This is a genomic window from Gemmobacter denitrificans (assembly GCF_036964905.1).
Lineage (GTDB): Bacteria > Pseudomonadota > Alphaproteobacteria > Rhodobacterales > Rhodobacteraceae > Gemmobacter > Gemmobacter denitrificans.
This window is the reverse complement of sequence record NZ_JBALHR010000003.1, coordinates 391467-408507: the sequence shown is the minus strand read 5'-3', so window position 1 is coordinate 408507 and position 17041 is coordinate 391467. Positions and strand designations below refer to the sequence as shown.

Annotated in this window: 19 protein-coding genes; 8 read left to right on the top strand and 11 right to left on the bottom strand. The window is 64.0% G+C overall.

The annotated features are described in order from the left end of the window. The first annotated feature begins 28 nt into the window (after positions 1-28). Genes V6590_RS07730 through V6590_RS07715 form a run of 4 tightly spaced genes read left to right on the top strand, consistent with a single transcriptional unit; the run spans position 29 to position 3255 of the window. A complete protein-coding gene (locus V6590_RS07730; RefSeq protein ID WP_335421561.1) occupies positions 29-481 on the top strand; it encodes a DUF1636 family protein in 453 nt (150 codons plus the stop codon). After that, positions 478-1254, top strand: coding sequence for an ABC transporter ATP-binding protein (locus V6590_RS07725; protein WP_335421559.1), 777 nt, complete (start codon positions 478-480; stop codon positions 1252-1254). Before V6590_RS07730 ends, V6590_RS07725 begins: the two co-directional genes overlap by 4 nt. Positions 1255-1269: 15 nt before the next feature. Further along, entirely contained in the window at positions 1270-2202 is a 933-nt protein-coding gene (locus tag V6590_RS07720) for an ABC transporter substrate-binding protein (RefSeq protein WP_335421557.1), read from the top strand. Between the two features lie 3 nt (positions 2203-2205). After that, on the top strand, positions 2206-3255 hold the full coding sequence (locus tag V6590_RS07715) for a FecCD family ABC transporter permease (protein ID WP_335421555.1): 1050 nt from the start codon (positions 2206-2208) through the stop codon (positions 3253-3255). Between the two features lie 4 nt (positions 3256-3259). Here the strand turns inward: V6590_RS07715 and V6590_RS07710 are convergent, their stop codons facing one another. From V6590_RS07710 to V6590_RS07665, 10 genes are all read right to left on the bottom strand, one after another. Continuing rightward, a complete protein-coding gene (locus V6590_RS07710) occupies positions 3260-4039 on the bottom strand; it encodes an aspartate dehydrogenase (protein WP_335421553.1) in 780 nt (259 codons plus the stop codon). Beyond that, a complete protein-coding gene (locus V6590_RS07705) occupies positions 4039-4740 on the bottom strand; it encodes an ABC transporter ATP-binding protein (RefSeq protein ID WP_335421551.1) in 702 nt (233 codons plus the stop codon). The genes V6590_RS07710 and V6590_RS07705 overlap by 1 nt, the downstream gene beginning before the upstream one ends. Further along, on the bottom strand, positions 4740-5489 hold the full coding sequence (locus tag V6590_RS07700) for an ABC transporter ATP-binding protein (protein WP_335421549.1): 750 nt from the start codon (positions 5487-5489) through the stop codon (positions 4740-4742). The genes V6590_RS07705 and V6590_RS07700 overlap by 1 nt, the downstream gene beginning before the upstream one ends. Beyond that, the gene (locus V6590_RS07695; protein WP_335421547.1) at positions 5486-6460 is read right to left on the bottom strand and encodes a branched-chain amino acid ABC transporter permease; all 975 of its coding nucleotides are present in this window, start codon (positions 6458-6460) and stop codon (positions 5486-5488) included. Before V6590_RS07695 ends, V6590_RS07700 begins: the two co-directional genes overlap by 4 nt. Positions 6461-6466: 6 nt before the next feature. Continuing rightward, the gene (locus V6590_RS07690; RefSeq protein WP_335421545.1) at positions 6467-7381 is read right to left on the bottom strand and encodes a branched-chain amino acid ABC transporter permease; all 915 of its coding nucleotides are present in this window, start codon (positions 7379-7381) and stop codon (positions 6467-6469) included. Between the two features lie 116 nt (positions 7382-7497). Continuing rightward, a complete protein-coding gene (locus tag V6590_RS07685; protein WP_335421543.1) occupies positions 7498-8640 on the bottom strand; it encodes an ABC transporter substrate-binding protein in 1143 nt (380 codons plus the stop codon). Between the two features lie 89 nt (positions 8641-8729). After that, the gene (locus tag V6590_RS07680; RefSeq protein WP_335421540.1) at positions 8730-9278 is read right to left on the bottom strand and encodes a 3-hydroxyanthranilate 3,4-dioxygenase; all 549 of its coding nucleotides are present in this window, start codon (positions 9276-9278) and stop codon (positions 8730-8732) included. A gap of 16 nt (positions 9279-9294) precedes the next feature. Continuing rightward, entirely contained in the window at positions 9295-10248 is a 954-nt protein-coding gene (locus tag V6590_RS07675) for a dihydrodipicolinate synthase family protein (protein WP_335421538.1), read from the bottom strand. Continuing rightward, the gene (locus tag V6590_RS07670; RefSeq protein WP_335421536.1) at positions 10245-11708 is read right to left on the bottom strand and encodes an NAD-dependent succinate-semialdehyde dehydrogenase; all 1464 of its coding nucleotides are present in this window, start codon (positions 11706-11708) and stop codon (positions 10245-10247) included. Before V6590_RS07670 ends, V6590_RS07675 begins: the two co-directional genes overlap by 4 nt. Before the next feature lie 203 nt (positions 11709-11911). Next, the gene (locus V6590_RS07665) at positions 11912-13141 is read right to left on the bottom strand and encodes a urate hydroxylase PuuD (protein WP_335421535.1); all 1230 of its coding nucleotides are present in this window, start codon (positions 13139-13141) and stop codon (positions 11912-11914) included. Between the two features lie 122 nt (positions 13142-13263). Between V6590_RS07665 and V6590_RS07660 the strand changes: the two genes are divergently transcribed. From V6590_RS07660 to V6590_RS07645, 4 genes are read left to right on the top strand one after another with little or no spacing between them, the layout of a single operon-like run. After that, entirely contained in the window at positions 13264-14199 is a 936-nt protein-coding gene (locus V6590_RS07660) for a LysR family transcriptional regulator (RefSeq protein ID WP_335421533.1), read from the top strand. Between the two features lie 26 nt (positions 14200-14225). Then, on the top strand, positions 14226-15143 hold the full coding sequence (locus V6590_RS07655; protein ID WP_335421531.1) for a diacylglycerol/lipid kinase family protein: 918 nt from the start codon (positions 14226-14228) through the stop codon (positions 15141-15143). Next, the gene (locus tag V6590_RS07650) at positions 15140-15922 is read left to right on the top strand and encodes a metallophosphoesterase family protein (protein WP_335421529.1); all 783 of its coding nucleotides are present in this window, start codon (positions 15140-15142) and stop codon (positions 15920-15922) included. Before V6590_RS07655 ends, V6590_RS07650 begins: the two co-directional genes overlap by 4 nt. Continuing rightward, on the top strand, positions 15915-16583 hold the full coding sequence (locus tag V6590_RS07645; RefSeq protein ID WP_335421528.1) for a hypothetical protein: 669 nt from the start codon (positions 15915-15917) through the stop codon (positions 16581-16583). The genes V6590_RS07650 and V6590_RS07645 overlap by 8 nt, the downstream gene beginning before the upstream one ends. Here V6590_RS07645 and uraH read toward each other — a convergent pair. Further along, a complete protein-coding gene (gene uraH, locus V6590_RS07640; protein WP_335421525.1) occupies positions 16568-16927 on the bottom strand; it encodes a hydroxyisourate hydrolase in 360 nt (119 codons plus the stop codon). The two genes, V6590_RS07645 and uraH, sit on opposite strands and share 16 nt — an antisense overlap. Between the last annotated feature and the right edge of the window lie 114 nt (positions 16928-17041).

Sequence of the window (17041 nt, the reverse complement as noted above, 5' to 3'; positions counted from 1 at the left end):
GGGCGGGGTGCCCCGGATGGAGCATATGATGGACCTTTCCAAACCGCGGCCCGTGGCCGCACCCCCTTATTCCGTGGCGCAAACCGCGCCGCATCAGATTCTGGTCTGCAAGGCCTGCAAGCATCAGGGGCAGGCCTGCGCCCCGGGGCATGCGCTTTTGAAAAAGCTGCGCGCGGCCATTGCGACGGCGGGGCTGGATGAGGCGTTCGAAGTGTCGGGCACTGCCTGCCTGGCCGGATGTGTGACCGATCATGGCAAACCCTGCGTGGTCGGTTGGCGGGCCACGGCCAAGGCGACATGGCTGTTCGGCGACATCGACCCGAACCAGCCGATTGACGATCTGGTGGAATTTGCCCGGCTATATGCCGCTGTCGAAGATGGCTGGATGGGCGGCAAGGATTGCCCGCCGCGCCTGTGCGACAACACTCTGGCCCGCATTCCCGCCGCGATGATCGTGACCCGCGAAGGCACCATCCAATGACCGCAGCGGTCGAACTGTCGGGGGTGTGCTGGGGGCCAAGGGGCCGGCCTGACATCCTGTCGGATATCAACTTTAGCGTGCCGCAGGGGCAGATCATGGCGGTCTGCGGTGCGAACGGGGCCGGAAAATCCTCGCTCTTGCGGCTGATCTACCGTCATCAGGCCCCGCGCCGGGGCACGGTGCGGCTGATGGGGCGCGATATCTGGGCGCTGTCCGCCACGGATGCCGCGCGCAGCCTTGCGGCCGTGCTGCAGGAACAACCTACCGATTTTGCCCTGACCGCGCGGCAGATCGTGGCCCTTGGCCGCCTGCCCCATCGCCGGGGCTGGGGATCCGGCCTTGCCACGCCCGGCGGCGAGGATGCCGCGATCATCGAAGCCGCGATCCTGCGCATGGACCTGACTGCCATGGCAGACCGCCCGTTCGGCACGCTTTCGGGCGGGGAACGCCAGCGGGTCATGGTGGCGCGCGCGCTGGCCCAGCAACCACGGGTGATCGTGCTGGACGAACCCACCAACCACCTGGATATCCGCCATCAGCTTGAACTGCTGGCACTGCTGAAAGGCCTTGGCCTGACTGTCATCGCCACGCTGCATGATCTGACACTGGCCGCCGAATTTGCCGAACGCGTGCTGATCCTGCGCGATGGCCGCATTCTGGCCGATGGTCCGCCTGATCTGGCGCTGTCGGAAACCACCCTTGCCGACGCCTTTCAGGTGAAGGCGCGCATCGACCGCAGCGGCCCCAGCCCGCGCTTTTCCTTCCATCTCTAACCTTCAGGACCCAAGATGATCCGCCTCTCCCTGCTTGCCCTTCTCTGCTCGGCCTCTGCTGCGGCCGCCTTCCCGGTGACCGTGAAAAGCTGCGACCGCGAGGTGACCTTTGATGCAGCCCCTGCCCGCGCCATTTCCAATGACGTGAACCTGACCGAAATGATGCTGGTTCTGGGCCTGCGGGACCGGATGGTCGGCTATACCGGCATTTCCGGCTGGAAAACGCTGGACGAGGAGATGCGTGACGGCGTGGCCGAACTTCCCGAACTGTCGTCGAAATACCCGACAAAAGAGATCCTGGCTGGTGCCGAAGCCGATTTCTTCTTTGCCGGCTGGAACTACGGGATGAAGGTCGGCGGCGAGGTGACGCCGGAAACGCTGGCCGCTTTCGACATCAAGACCTATGAACTGACCGAAAGCTGCATCCATATCGGACCCAAGTCCAAATCCAGCATGGATGACATGTATGCCGACATTCTGAACCTCGGGCGCATCTTCGGGGTCGAAGACCGCGCCGAAGGTCTGGTGGCGGGATGGCAGGCACGTCTGGCCGAAGTGACAGCGGGGGTGGATCGCGCAAACCCGCTGCGCGTATTTGTCTATGACAGTGGCGAGGAAGCGCCCTTCACCGCCGGGGCCTATGCCATGCCCACCGCGCTGATCGAGGCGGCAGGCGGCACCAATATCATGGCCGACCTGGAAAAAAGCTGGGCCGAAATCAGCTGGGAACCAGTGGTGGAACGCAATCCGCAGGTTGTGGTGATCGTGAATTACGGCGACGTGACCGCCGAACAGAAGATTGCCTTCATGAAGGGCAATCCAGCCTTTGCCGGGATCGACGCCGTGAAGAACGACCGTTTCGTCGTGCTGGAATATGTCGAGGCGACGCCGGGCCCCCGCAACATCAAGGCCGTCGAAAAGCTGGTCGCCGGGTTCAAGGGCAACTGAGGCATGGCCGACACCACCGCCCCCGTTTCACTGGCCCGCCGGGTTGGCACAGGCTCTGGCCTTGCCCTGCTGGCGGGGGTGGTGGTGCTGGTTTCGGTCGTTCTGGCCGTCTCGGTCGGATCGGTGGCGATCCCACCCGGCACGGTCTGGGCCATCGCGCTTGACCATGTCGCGCCGGGGCTGGTGACACCGGACTGGAGCACGGGCCGCGCCAATATCGTCTGGGAAATCCGCTTTCCCCGTGTGTTGCTGGCTGGGCTGGTGGGGGCAGGCCTTGGGCTGGTGGGGGCGGCGCTGCAATCGGTTACCCGCAACCCGCTGGCCGATCCGCATTTGCTGGGCATTTCCTCGGGCGGGGCCTTCGGGGCTATTGCGGCGCTGCTGCATACCGGCATGTTCCTAGGCCTGCTGACGGTGCCGCTGATGGCCTTTGGCGGGGCACTGCTGGCCACGGCTCTGGTGCTTGGCGTGGCACAGCTGGCCGGGGCGAGCAGCGCCGACCGGCTGGTGCTGGCCGGGGTCGCGGTCAGCTTTGTCATTCTGGCCGGGGCCAATATCCTGATCTTTCTGGGCGATCCCCGCGCCACACATACGGTTGTGTTCTGGATGCTGGGCGGGTTGGGGCTGGCACAATGGAGCCATCTGATCTGGCCGCTGGCGGTGCTGCTGCCCTGCGGAGTGTGGCTATGGGCGCAGGCCGGGCGGCTGAACGCCATGAGCCTGGGCGATGAAACCGCCGCCAGCCTGGGGATCGAGGTGGGCCGTTTCCGGCTGACCGTTTTCGTCGCGGCAGCGCTGATCACCGGGGTCATGGTGGCGTTTTCGGGCCTGATCGGCTTTGTCGGACTGATGATGCCGCATCTGGTGCGGCTGATGGCGGGGGGCGACAATGCCCGCGTCCTGCCCGGATCGGCGCTGGCCGGTGCGGTGTTCCTGATCTGGGCCGACGCCGCCGCGCGTGTGGTCATGGCCCCCGAAGACATGCCCATCGGCGTCGTCACCGGGTTGATCGGCGGGATTTTCTTTATCTGGATGATGGCGCGGCGGCGCTGATCCGTCAGATCACCAGCGCGCCTGCCCGATTTTCGATCAGCCGCAGCAGCGACAAGGCCGTCAGCGCCGATGATTTCGGGTTTCCTGCCAGCGGCAGATTGTCCAGCGTGATCTCCATCCGCCCGAAAGCCCCTTGCGCCAGCACCCGGTGACGGTTTGCCCCCGCCGCCGGATCGGCGATCAGTCGAATCCGGGTGGCATCAGCCCCAAGGCCCGCCAGCGCCGTAATCAGCGCCACATTGGCATTCTGCGGAAAGCGCCGGGCAGCCTCGCGCGCCGGACCTTCGAAGAACACGGTAGGTGCGGCAAGGCCGGACAGATCGCACAGGCTTTCGGCTTCGGTGCCCTGCCAGGCGCGAGCGGGCTTGATCACCTCGTGGATCACTGAATCCAGCGGAAGCCGGGCCGCCGCAGCCAGCGCGCCGATCCCGCCCAGGGCCCCGGGCGGGATGACCACCTGCCGCCCCTGCGCCCGCGCCAGATCGACCAGTCGGTCCAGCACCCCGTCTTCGGCAAAGGCAGAAGTCGAGGCCGGTGCGAAATCCGCACCCGCGCGCAAGGCCGCCAGCCCCCAGGGCAGCACAGCTGCCCGCCCGGCCGCCTCGACCACCAGATCGGGGCGAAGCGCGGCCAGATCGGCCGGATCGGTCAGCACCGGACAGGGCAGGCCGTCGCGCGGGGCGCGCAGCCCTACGGCCACCAGATCGACCGGGGCCTTGCGGGCCATCAGAAGGCGGGCCACTTCGGCGCCGATCGCCCCCCATCCGATCAGAACCAGCCGCATCACACCCCCACCCAAGCCTGCACCGCATCATGATCGCGGGTCAGGTCGGCGCTGGTGCCGGACCAGACGGTCACGCCCTTTTCCAGAATGAAGTGCCGGTCAGCCAAACGCTTGAGCACCGAGAAGGTCTTGTCGATCAGCAGGATGGATTGGCCTTCCTGTTTCAGACGTTCGACCACATGCCAGATCTCGGCGCGGATCACCGGGGCCAGCCCTTCGGTCGCCTCGTCCAGGATCAACAGGCGCGGATTGGTCATCAATGCGCGGCCCACCGCCAGCATCTGCTGTTCGCCCCCCGACAGGGTGCTGGCCAACTGCCCGGCGCGTTCGCCCAGCCGTGGAAACAGGTCATAGATGCGCGCCAGCGTCCAGGGCGAAGCCGCGCCGCGCCGGTTGGCCGCCGTTGCCACCAGATTTTCCCGCACGCTCAGAGTCGGGAATATCTGCCGCCCCTCGGGCACCAGACCGAAGCCCAGCCGTGCCACCTTTTCCGGTGGCAGCCCGCCGATGGCACGCCCGTCATACTCCACCGCGCCGCCGCGCGGGCTGACAAGCCCCATGATGCTGCGCACCGTGGTAGTCTTACCCATGCCATTGCGCCCCATCAGGGTGACCACCTCGCCCTCATGAATATCAAGCGAGATGTCGAACAGCACCTGACTGGCCCCATAGCCGGCTTGCAGATTGCGGACAGACAGCATCAGGCGTCCTCCTCCCCCAGATAGGCTTCGCGCACGGCGGGGTTGGCGCGGATGTCATCGGCCGTTCCTGCCGCAATGATCCGGCCATAGACCAGCACCGAAATGCGGTCGGCCAGTGCAAAGACCGCCTCCATGTCATGTTCCACCAGCAGCATCGCACATTCCGCACGCGCGGCGTGCAGGGCGGCGATCATCTGCTGGCTTTCCAGATGACCCAGACCCGCCATCGGTTCATCCAGCAACAGAAGCCGGGGCCGCTGCGCCAGTGCCATCAGCAGCTCCAGTTGCTTCTTTTCGCCATGCGCCAGATCGGCCACCCGCACCCCGGCCCGAACTGCCAGCGCCGATGTCTGAAGGCTTTGCTCCACCTCATCCCAGATTTCGGCGCGGCGGACGGCACGGTCGAAGATACGGAAATTGCCGCCTTCCCGCGCCTGAATGACCAGACCCAGGTTCTCCCGCACCGTCATGTCATCCAGCAGCGAGGTGATCTGGAATGTCCGCCCCAACCCAAGCGCCACACGTTCCGCAGGCGCAAGCCGGGTGATATCGCGGCCCGCCAGATGGATCTGCCCGGCATTCGGGATCAGTTCGCCGCAAATCTGGTTGATCAGCGTCGATTTTCCGGCCCCGTTCGGCCCGATCAGCGCATGTATCTCGCCGCTGTTCACCGTCAGCGATACATGGTCGGTGGCTGTCAGCCCGCCGAAGGTCTTGACCAGACCGGATATCTCCAGCACATGCGTCATGCCCGGCCCCCTGTCAGCTTGCGGATCAGCGCCATCAGCCCGCCGCGTGACGTCAGCACAACAACCAGCAACAGGATGCCCACCGGCAGCATCCAGTGTTCGGTGTAGCGGGCCAGCGTGGTTTCCAGCGTGAACAGTGCACCGGCCCCGATGAACGGCCCGGCCAGGGTGCCCACCCCGCCCAGAATGACCATCACCATCAGCTCGCCCGACCGAGTCCAATGCATCATGTCGGGCGAGGTAAAGCGCAGGAAGTTTACCATCAAGGCGCCCGCCAACCCCGCCCCCATGCCCGACAGGATGAACGCCACCAGCTTGTAGCGATAGGTCGAAATGCCCATGGCCGCCATGCGCCGTTCATTCTGGCGGATGCCCGCGATGATCTGGCCAAACGAGGATTGGACCAGCCGCCGCAGGAACAGGTAATAGGCTGCGGCAAAGACCAGCACGACCCAGTAAAGCGTCGCCTTGTCCTTCATGTTCAGCCCCGGCAGGCTGTTGGTGCGGCGCACCATGATGCCGTCCTCGCCGCCATAAGTCTTGAGCGAGATGAACAGGAAGAAGAACATCTGCGCAAAGGCCAGCGTGATCATGATGAACTGCACGCCCCCGGTGCGCAGCGACAAGGCCCCCACCAGCGCTGCCGCCAGCCCGGCCACAAGGATTGCGGCGGGAAGCGTGATCAGCATCTGATCCGTGCCGGGGATCACGCCCAGAAACGAGGTACCAGCATCAAAATGGTGATACAGGATACCCACCACATAGCCGCCGATCCCGAAAAAAGCCGCATGCCCAAAACTGACCATCCCGCCATAACCCAGGATGAAATTCAGACTGGCCGCTGCCATGCCATAGATCAGCGCCTGCCCGACAAGGCGGGTCCAGCTGGTCTGCCCTGTCAGTTCGGCGGCAAAGGGCACCAGCGCTAGGGCGACAAACACTACCAGAAGCCAGAGATTTTCGCGTGTCATGCCCGTTTACCCCCGTGCCGCGAACAGGCCGCGCGGGCGGACCAGCAAGACAAGTGCCATCATCAGATAAATCCCCATGGAGGACAGCCCGACACCAAGCGCCTGTGCCTCGGGCCCCGGCATGACCTGTTGCAATGTTGCGGGCAGAAAGGCCCGCAACATGGTGTCGAACAGGCCCAGCAGGATCCCTGCGACAAAAGCCCCTTTCACCGACCCCACCCCGCCGATCACCACCACCACAAAGGTGGCTAGAATGATCTCGTCCCCCATCCCCACCTGCACCGATACGATGGGCGAGGCCATGACGCCCGCCAGCCCCGCCAGCAGCGCGCCAAGGGCAAAGACGGCGGTGTACAGGCCCCGGATGTTCACCCCCAGTGCCCGCACCATCTGCCGGTTGGTGGCCCCCGCCCGCACCAACATGCCGATCCGGGTCTTGTTGATCAGCAGGTACAGCCCCACGGCCACGGCCAGCCCGACGCCGATCACGAACAACCGATAGGTCGGATAGGGCAGGCCGGGCACGATCTCGACCGAGCCCGCAAAGATCTCGGGCAAGGTGGTGAACAGCGGCTGACGCCCGAAAATCAGGACCGTGCTTTGGTTGAAGATCAGGATAAGCGCGAAAGTCGCCAGAACCTGATCCAGATGATCGCGGTCATACAGCCTGCGGATCACGCCCATTTCGACCAGAAGGCCCATCAGGCCGGCCATCACCAGCCCGGCCAGCAATCCCGCCCAGAAATTGCCGGTCTGGATCGCCACCCAGGACGCGGCAAAGGCCCCGACCATGTACAGCGCGCCATGGGCCAGGTTGATGACGCCCATGATCCCGAAGATCAGCGTCAGCCCGGCGGCCAGCAAGAAGAGTGTGACACCATATTGCAGCCCGTTCAGAAGCTGCTCGAACAAAAGGATCATTGCCGCCTGCGCCCCCTGGCCAGCCCGTTGCAAAGTGGCCGGAAGGTGCCCCTTCCGGTCCTGTGACCGGCCTGCAGGGCCGGAAGGTGCCCCTTCCGGCCGGGCCGGTTGTCAGATCACATCTTGCAATTGGCGGCGTAGACGTCGCCCACGGCTTCGCGGATCTTCTCCTTGGTCACGATCTTCGGGTTGCCAGCCTCGTCGGCTTCGATCGCGGTCATGTACCAGTCCTGCACCGGATGCTGGTTCGGGCCAAAGGCAAAGCTGCCCCGGGTCGAGGTGAACTCGGCCGCCTTGATCGCCGCCTGCAGCGCCGCGACATCGCCATCGCCGCCCGCCTTGTTCAGCGCCGAACCGATCAGCAGACCGGTATCATAGGCCTGTTGGCCATAGGTGGTCAGCGGAACGTCGGGATGCGCTGCCGCCCATGCGGCGACCATGGCCTTCGACGCTTCATTCTCGAAATCGGCGTTCCAGTGGGTTGTGCCGGTAATGCCGATGGCCGCAGGGCCGACAGCCTTCAGGATGACCGCATCATAGGACGGCTCCGACAGCACCATGGGCACGGTGCCCAGAAGCCCGGCCTGCTGATACTGTTTCAGGAAGGCAATGCCCTGCCCGCCCGGATGGAACTGAAACACGACCTGCGGGGCCTTGTCGCGAATTTGCGCCATTTCACCGGCGAAATCAGACTGTTCGACCCCGGTATAGATCTCTGTCACCTCGCCGCCGAATTCGCGGGCAAACCCGGCAATGGCATCCTTGCCGGCCTGATAGTTGGGGGCCAGCGCGACGGCAGTGGTGAAGCCCATCTTCTTGGCCGCCGCACCCGAAGCCTCGTGCAGGCTGTCATTCTGCCAGCTGACGACAAAGTAATTCGGATGACACTTTTCCCCCGCCAGTGGCGACGGCGCGGCATTGGGGCTGACATAGATCGCGCCCGCGTCCAACGTCTCGGGCACGACCGCACCCGACACGTTGGAGAAGACGATGCCGGTCAACACCTTGATGCCTTCTTCGTTCAGCATCCGGTCGGCGGCCTGCACCCCGGTGTTGGGGTCGCGGCCGTCATCCTCCACCACCAGTTCGAACGGTGCGCCTGAGGCCTGCAGGCCCAGCGTCAGGCCATCCCGGATCTGTTCGCCCAGATAGCCCGCCGGGCCGGAAAGGGTGGTGATTACGCCGATCTTGGTGCCTTCGGCAAAGGCGGGCACGGCAAGCGCCACAAGCAAGCTGGCAGAGGTCAGAAGTCGCTTCATCTCGTTCTCCCGGTTGGTGTTGGATTCTTGTTCTTGTTGTTTGTCGGGCCAGTTTGACATGCCCGCCATTTATTTCAAGCCTAAAATATCTACAGCTTCACCCAGCCCGCCGGAGGTTTCTTGCCCGGATGCAGCGCACCACATTGCGGGCAGGTACGCAGCGTTTCATCGGCATAGAAGGCGGCATAGATCGGCGGCAGATCATCGACGATGGATTCCAGATCCACCTCGGCCCGATGCACCCGAGCGTTACATTCGAAGCAATACCATTCGATCGCGTCCAGCGCGCCTTCGGGGCGGGCCGGCTCGATCACCAACCCGATCGATCCTTCTTGCGGGCGCTGCGGCGAATGGCGGATATGCGCGGGCAGCAGGAAGATGTCACCTTCCCGGATCGGCACATCGTAGAACTCGCCCGTCGCCGTGTCATGCAGCTTCAGCAGCATGTCGCCCTTCAGCTGATAGAAGAATTCCTCCACCGGATCATCGTGATAGTCGCAGCGTTCATTCGGGCCACCCACCACGGTGACCATGAGACCGGCATCCTTGAACACCAGTTGGTTGCCCACCGGGGGCTTAAGCAGGTGCTTGTGTTCGTCGATCCATTTCTGGAAATTGAAGGCGCTCAGGCGGGTCATGTTGTCCTCCGCAGGGTCACAGTTTGAGGCCGCAGGCTTCGAATGCAAGCCGTGTTTGGGTTTTTTCCGCTTCTGTCAGTTCCAGGCAGGGCGGGCGCACCCGCCCCCCGGTCTGGCCCAGCAGCTCTTGCCAGTATTTCTGGTGGGCATGGGGCTTTTCGGCGGGCCGGGTCGATTTCAGCGCATGGCGCACCGGTTCCAGGCTGTCACGGATCGCGCGGGCCGTGGCCACATCCCCGGCAAAGGCCGCATCGGTATAGGCCCGCATCCGCCGGTCGGCGGCCGTCTGGATCAGATAGGGCGGCGAGGAACACAGATACAGCCGCCAATCCAGTTCAAGGATGTTGTCCAGCCATTCCTCTTCTGACGCGGTGGACACAATCATCCGATCCCCGGCCAGCCGCGACAGTTCCACATACATCGGACGCGGGGTGGAATACTTGATCGCCACCACAGTTTCGATATCGGCCAGCCGGTTGCACAGTTGCGGGCTCATCAGATAGCCGCTGTCCGGGTGGCTCCACAGGGCGATGCCGATATCCACCTTGCTGGCGATGGTTTCGTAATAGCGGATCAGGGTTTCATCCTGTTCCTTGAAGAAGTGCAGCACCGGCGCATGCACCACGATGTAATCGGCACCGCAGGATTGCGCGTGGCGGGCCAGGTCGATGACCACATCCATGTTCTGATCGGAACAGGACATGATGGTCTGCGCGCGACCATCCGCTGCCTGCACCGCCAGATCGAAGGCGCGCTTTCGCTCTTCGACCGACATGGAAAAGAACTCGCCCTGCTTGCCCGCGATGAAGAACCCGTCGATCCCCAGATCGGTGATCCAGTGGTTCATGTTTGCGGCAAAGCCCTCTTCGTCGATCGACAGATCGTCGCGAAACGGCATCAGCCCGGCGGCCCAGATGCCTTTCATATGGGCAAAGGCATGGGCCTTGGCATCCTTGCGGGTGTATTTCACGATGTCGCTCCTGAAACGGTGGGATCGCGGTCCAGTTCCATCTTGTGCGAGATGGTCTTGGTCACGGTGTAATGATGCAGTCCTTCGGCCCCGCCTTCGCGGCCATGGCCCGACAGTTTCACGCCGCCAAAGGGTACTTCGGCCACGCTGGCCTCCAGCGTGTTGATCGACAGATTGCCCGCCTCGATCCCGTCGGTCAGCCGATCCACATTGGCGGCAGAATGGGTAAATCCATAGGCGGCAAGGCCATAAGGCAGGCTATTGGCCCGCGTGATGGCGTCATCCAGATCGCGCACCGGGTTGATGATCGCCAGCGGACCAAAGGGTTCTTCGCGCATCACGCGGGCATCATCGGGCACTTCGGCCAGAACGGTGACAGGGAAGAAATAGCCCGGCCCGTTGGGCCGCGTGCCCCCCGCCAGAACCTTTGCCCCCTTGGCCCGCGCATCTTCAACCAGCGCGTCCAGCGCGGCGATGCGCCGGTGATTGGCCACCGGCCCCATTTCGGTGGCAGCGTCCAGCCCATTGCCCATGCGGACCGCTGCAGCGCGTTCGGCGAAGGCTGCGGCAAAGGCCTGATAGCCCTGCTCCATCACGAAAAACCGGGTGGGCGACGTGCAGACCTGCCCGGAATTGCGCGCCTTGCGCGTGGCCGACATCCGCCCCGCCGCCTGCAGGTCCACATCATCGCAGACAATGACCGGCGCATGCCCGCCCAGTTCCATCAGCACCGGGGTCATTGACCGGGCGGCCATTTCCGTCAGATGGATGCCAACGCTGGTCGATCCGGTAAAGGCCACCACGCGAATGCGGTCCTGCGGGATAAGGTAGCTGGAAATCTCGGCGGGGTGACCAAAGACAAGGTTCAGGACGCCATCAGGCAGACCGGCATCCTGAAAGGCCCGGGCAATATGGATCGCCCCTGCCGGGGTTTCCTCGGCTGCCTTCAGGATGATCGAACAGCCCGAAGCCAGCGCCCCCGCCACCTTGCGCGCGGGCTGACTGAGCGGGAAGTTCCACGGCGCAAAGCCCGCCACAATCCCCGCCGGCTCGCGGATCACGCTGTAGCGGATGCCCGGTGCCGAAGGCACGACATGGCCATAAAGCCGCTGCGCCTCGCCTGCATCCCATTCGAAGAATTCCGCGCCGCGCACGATTTCCATCCGCGACTGGACCAGCGGCTTGCCGTTTTCCATGGTGATCGACGGCGCGATCTGTTCCGCCCGTTCGCGCAGCAGGCTTGCCGCCTTCAGGATGATCTGCGCGCGAACCCGGGGCGCGGTGCGCCGCCAGATGCGAAAGCCCTGATCGGCCGCCTCCAGCGCATCTTCAAGATCGGTCTGACGTGCGACCGGCAGCCGGCCGATTTCCTCTTCGGTGGCGGGGTTCAAGACCGGCAGCGTATCTGCCGCCTTGCGCCAGCGCCCGCCGATGAACAGGTTGAGATCAGGATAGGTCATGCAAGGCCCTTCAGCTTTTCGCCCCGGATGCCGCCATGATCCCGTTAATTTGATTGAATACAATTGAACTCTATGCCTTCAGATATTCCATATGAGAATATCTGGAAACACAACATAGGGTTCGGAAGGTCCGTGGCCACCGTGCATATCAGCGACGACAAACGGGATTGGACGAAGAGGCCAGCCGGTCGCAAGACGCGCGATCAGATCCCCGGCGCAGGGGTGGCGTTGAACCAGTCGATGATCTGCTGGCGTTCCTCGGGTTCCATATAGCTCAGGTTGCCGGGGGGCATCGCATGGGTGATCCCGGCCTGAACATAGATGCGCCGTGCCTCATGCGCGATCTGGTCCGGGGTCTCCAGCATGACGCCCTTGGGGGGCCAGTGCAGCCCTTCCCAACTGGGTTCAGCGGCATGGCACATGGAACAGCGGCCCTGAACGATGCCAGTCACCGCATCAAACCCCGGGGCCGCAGCATAGTGCAGCGCGGCGGGGCCAAGGGCGGCCTGCTCTTGCGGCATCTCGTGCCGGATCGAGGACAGCCAGGCAATGACCAGCATCAGGATCACGGTCACGGCCCATGTCCAGTGCGGGTTGCCCTTGCGGGCATGCTGGGTGTTGAACCAATGCCGGATCGTTACCCCCATCAGAAACACGAGGCTGGCAATGGCCCAGTTATAGGGCGTGGCGAAAGCCAGCGGATAATGGTTGGACAGCATCAGGAAGATGACCGGCAGCGTCAGGTAATTGTTATGCGTGCTGCGCTGTTTGGCGATCTTGCCATATTTCGGGTCGGGCTTGCGGCCTGCCTTGAGATCGGCCACCACGATGCGCTGGTTCGGCATGATGATGAAGAACACATTGGCCGACATGATGGTGGCGGTGAAGGCCCCCAGATGCAGCAGTGCCGCCCGCCCCGAAAAGACCGAGGTGTAGAACAGGCTCATCCCCACCAGCACCACGAACAGCGCCAGCATCACCGCCGTCTGGTTGGCATTCACAAAGACCTTGCAGATGGTGTTATAGGCAATCCATCCAAAGGCGAGCGAGGCAAGCGACAGCCCGATGGCCTGCCAGGGCAGCAGTTCACGCACATTCGGATCGATCAGATAGAACTCGGCGCCCAGATAATAGACCACGACCAGCAGGCAGAAGCCCGAAACCCAGGTCATGTAGCTTTCCCATTTGAACCAGACCAGATGGTCGGGCATCGCCGCCGGGGCCACCAGATATTTCTGGATGTGGTAGAACCCGCCGCCATGCACCTGCCATTCCTCGCCATCGGCACCGGAGGCCAGATTGCGGTCGCGGTGCAGGCCAAGGTCCAGCGCAATGAAATAGAAGCTTGATCCGATCCATGCGATGGCGGTGATCACATGGGTCCAGCGAATGGCGAATTCCAGCCATTCCCCGATCACGGCGAATTCATACATGCGGCGCCCCTTCCTGCTTTGGGCCAAGCCTATACGCGGCCCCGCCTTTCTGTTAATTCAGCAAATGCCGGATCACTTTCAATTGCGAACGGAAAATCGCGGCGGTGGGGGCGCGGCGGACCATGTCCTATGTCAACAACATCAAGATGTTCGTGCGTGTCTATGAATTGGGCAGCATGAGCGCGGCGGCGCGCGATCAACGCACCTCGCCCGCAGTGGCATCGGCCCGAATCTCGGAACTGGAAAAGCATCTGGGGCTGCGGCTGTTCAACCGCACCACGCGCAGCCTGCAGCCCACCGAAAACGGGCGCATCTTCTATGAAGGCGCGCGCAAGGTGCTGGAGGCCATCGACGAGGCCGAGGCGGCGGTGGTGAATGCCACCCAGAACCCGCGCGGCACCATCTTTGTGGCGGCACCGCTGGGCATCGGGCGGCGCTTCATCGCGCCGCATGTGCCTGCCTTCAAGGCACTGTATCCGCAGATCGACCTGCGGTTGCGGCTGTCGGATCGCCATGTCGATGTCACTGCCGAGGGGCTTGATCTGGCTTTCCATCTGGGTCTGCTGGAGGACAGCACGCTGAAGGTCCGGCTGATTGCCGATTGCCCACGCGTCCTGTGTGCCGCGCCCGCCTATATCGCCCGCCGCGGCAATCCGGCGGATGGCGCGGCCCTGGTGGCCGACCGGCATGACTGTCTGAACCTGCGCTTTCCCGGGGCCAAGGAATTTCAGTGGACGTTGCGCACCCCCGACGGCCCGCGCCGGTTTGAAATCAGCGGCCCCTTCGAAAGCGATGATGGCGATGTGCTGACAAGCTGGGCGCTGGAGGGCCATGGTATCGTGATGAAGCCGATCTTCGAAGTGGCCGAATATCTGCGCGATGGCCGGCTGGTGCCCGTGGCGCAGGCCACCCCGCCGCTGGCCACGCAACTGTCCTGTCTCAGCCAGCACCGCCGATTGCGCGATCCGAAGATCCGGCTTTTCGTTGATTTCATCGTGTTGCGCATCAAATCGGAACTGTCGGCGCGGCTTGAGGGGTTAGCCCTTCATCCGGCCTGACGGCTGAAGAACGCGCGGAGGGCAGGATGACGATTGCACCGGAAACCATCTGCGTGGTGGCCAATCCCGGATCGGGGCGCAACAGCCGCGATGCGGCGGCCATCGGGCAGGCCATGCGCGCATTCGGGCCCGCTGCCACCCTGCGGCGTTGGCGCAAGGGCGAAGATCTGGATGAATTCGTGCAGCGCGCCGTGGCGGACGGCTTTTCCACCATTGTTGCCGCAGGGGGCGATGGCACTGTGATGGGCGTGGCCCATGCACTGTTGCACAGCCCCGCCAATCTGGCCGTGCTGCCGCTGGGCACCTTCAACTATTTCGCCCGCGGGCTTGGCCTGCCGCAAGACCCCGAGGGGGCAGCGCGGGCCATTCTGGCCGGGCATCCGCGCAAGGTTTCAGTCGGGTCGGTGAACGGGCAGCTGTTTCTGAACAATGCCTCAGTCGGTCTGTATCCGACGATCCTGCAGGCGCGCGAAGATGTCTATGCCCGCTGGGGCCGGTCGCGGCTGCTTGCGCATTGGTCGGTGCTGCGCACTCTGATCCGGTTCCAGCGCCCCAGCCGTCTGGTTCTGACAGCCGATGGCCTGCGGCAAGAGTTGAAAACCCCGCTGATCTTCGTGGCCCGATCCGCCTATCAGCTGGAACGCTTCGGACTGCAGGGGGCCAAGGCGATCAGCGACGACCAGTTTGCCGTCTTTGTCGCGCGCGGCGGCACGCGCTGGCACCTGTTGAAACTGGCGCTGCGGCTGGCGCTGCGCCGGGTGCAAGCCGGGCAGGATGTCGATGTGATCACGACACGCGATCTGGTGCTGGAAACCGCCAAGCGCCGCCCCAAGGTGGCCTTTGATGGCGAAAAGCGCCGGATGCTGGCACCGCTGACCTTCACCATCCATGACGATGCGCTCAACATCATCGTGCCGGATGAGGCCGACAAGGTCGAGGCATGAGCGTGGCAGGCCGGACCCGGCTGGTCCATCTTTCCGATCTGCATTTCGGCGCAACCGATCCGGCGATGCATGCGCCTTTGGCGGCGGCAGTTCGGGATCTTTCGCCCGATCTGATCGTGGTGTCGGGCGATCTGACCCAACGCGCACGCGCCGTGCAATTTGCGCAGGCCCGAGTCTTTTTGCACAGTCTGGGCGCACCGGTTCTGGCGGTACCGGGCAATCATGACATGCCGCTGCACCGGCCATTGACCCGGCTGCTTTGCCCCTTCCGCGCCTGGGATCGCGGTTGGTCACCTGAACGCGAGCCGGCCTGGCAGAATGATCGGGTTATCGTGGTCGGGATGAATACCGCCGATCCCTTCGCCTGGCGGCGCGGCGTGATCCGGCGGGGGCAATTGAATCGGCTGGGCACACGGCTGGCATCTGCTGGCAACCGTATCAAGGTGGTGGTGATGCATCACCCGCTGGAACACCTGCCGGGCGAAGATCAGCCCCTGATGCGCGGTGCCTCACAGGCCTTGGCGACACTGCCGGGTTTGGGGGCGCAGGTGGTGCTGTCGGGGCATCTGCATGTCAGCCATATCGCGCCCTTCGCCACGGCACCGGGGCTATTGTCACTGCAGGCAGGCACCGCCCTGTCGCATCGGCGGCGGTCGGAGGCCAATGCCTTCAACGTGCTTGATCTGGTGCCGGGCGGGATAACCGCGCAAATCTGGCGCGCGGATGCAAAGGGGCACTTTGGCCCCGCCGCACCCGGGCAGGATTTCGCCCTTGGCTGAGCTTGGTCTGCCCGCGCCCTTTGCTGCCGATCTGGTGCTGCCCGATGCGCCAACCGGGCTGCTGGTAATCGCCTTTTCCTCGATCGGCCACGACCCCAGCCGCATGCCTGCACCGGAGTTTCGCCGCATGGCCATCGGCACGGATCGTGCGGCGCTGTTCTTCCGCGACCAAAGCCGCAGCTGGGCCAGCCATCCCGGTTGGGCCGGGGCATTGCGGCAAGCGGTGGCGGCGGTGCCACAACCGATCAGGCGGATTGTCACGCTGGGCGTTTCGATGGGGGCGGTCAGCGCGCTGCGCGCGGCCGAGGTGCTGCCGGTAGATGCGGTGCTTGCGTTTGGCCCGCAGCATGACCTTCGGAACGAAGCCCGCTGGTCAGACTGGACTGCGGACCAGACGATCCCGCCCTGCCCGCTGCCCGCAGGCCCCTGGATCACGCTGTGCCATGGCATGCAGGATGACGCCGCGCAGGCCATGGCCTTTCCGATGCAAGAACAGGTCGATCACCTGCTGTTTCCCAAGCTCGGCCATTCGACACTGGCTCCGCATCTCAAGACGCATGGGTTGCAGGGCATGGTGGATGCACTGTGCCGGGGGGATCGCCGCCGCCTGCTGGCCATCGCGCAGGCCGCAGGCGGCCAACGCCGTCAGCTTCCGCGATAGGTGGAATAGGCAAAGGGGCTGATCAGCAGCGGCACATGGTAATGCTGCCCGGCATCCGGCACACCGAAGCGGATCGGGATTTCGTCCAGAAACAGCACCTCGCCCGCGCCCTGCCCGGTGGCCCGCAGATAATCCCCCGCACAGAACACCAGTTCATACTGGCCCTCTTTCAGCGCCTCGCCTGCCAGCATGGGCGCATCGGTGCGGCCATCGGCATTGGTGACCGTTTCCGCGATCTTGCGATGGCTTTGCCCGCTGATGCGGTAAAGCATGATCTTCACCCCTGCCGCAGGCTTGCCGCGCGCGGTATCCAGCACATGGGTTGTCAGCCGTCCGCCTGCCATGACCGTTTTCTCCTTGCTGCCATCCGGTGCATCCTGCCCCGAAATCGCCCGGCCTGCGACCGCACAGATGCAGGATAGGTCTTTTCGGGATTATTTGAAAAAACTTTCGTCACG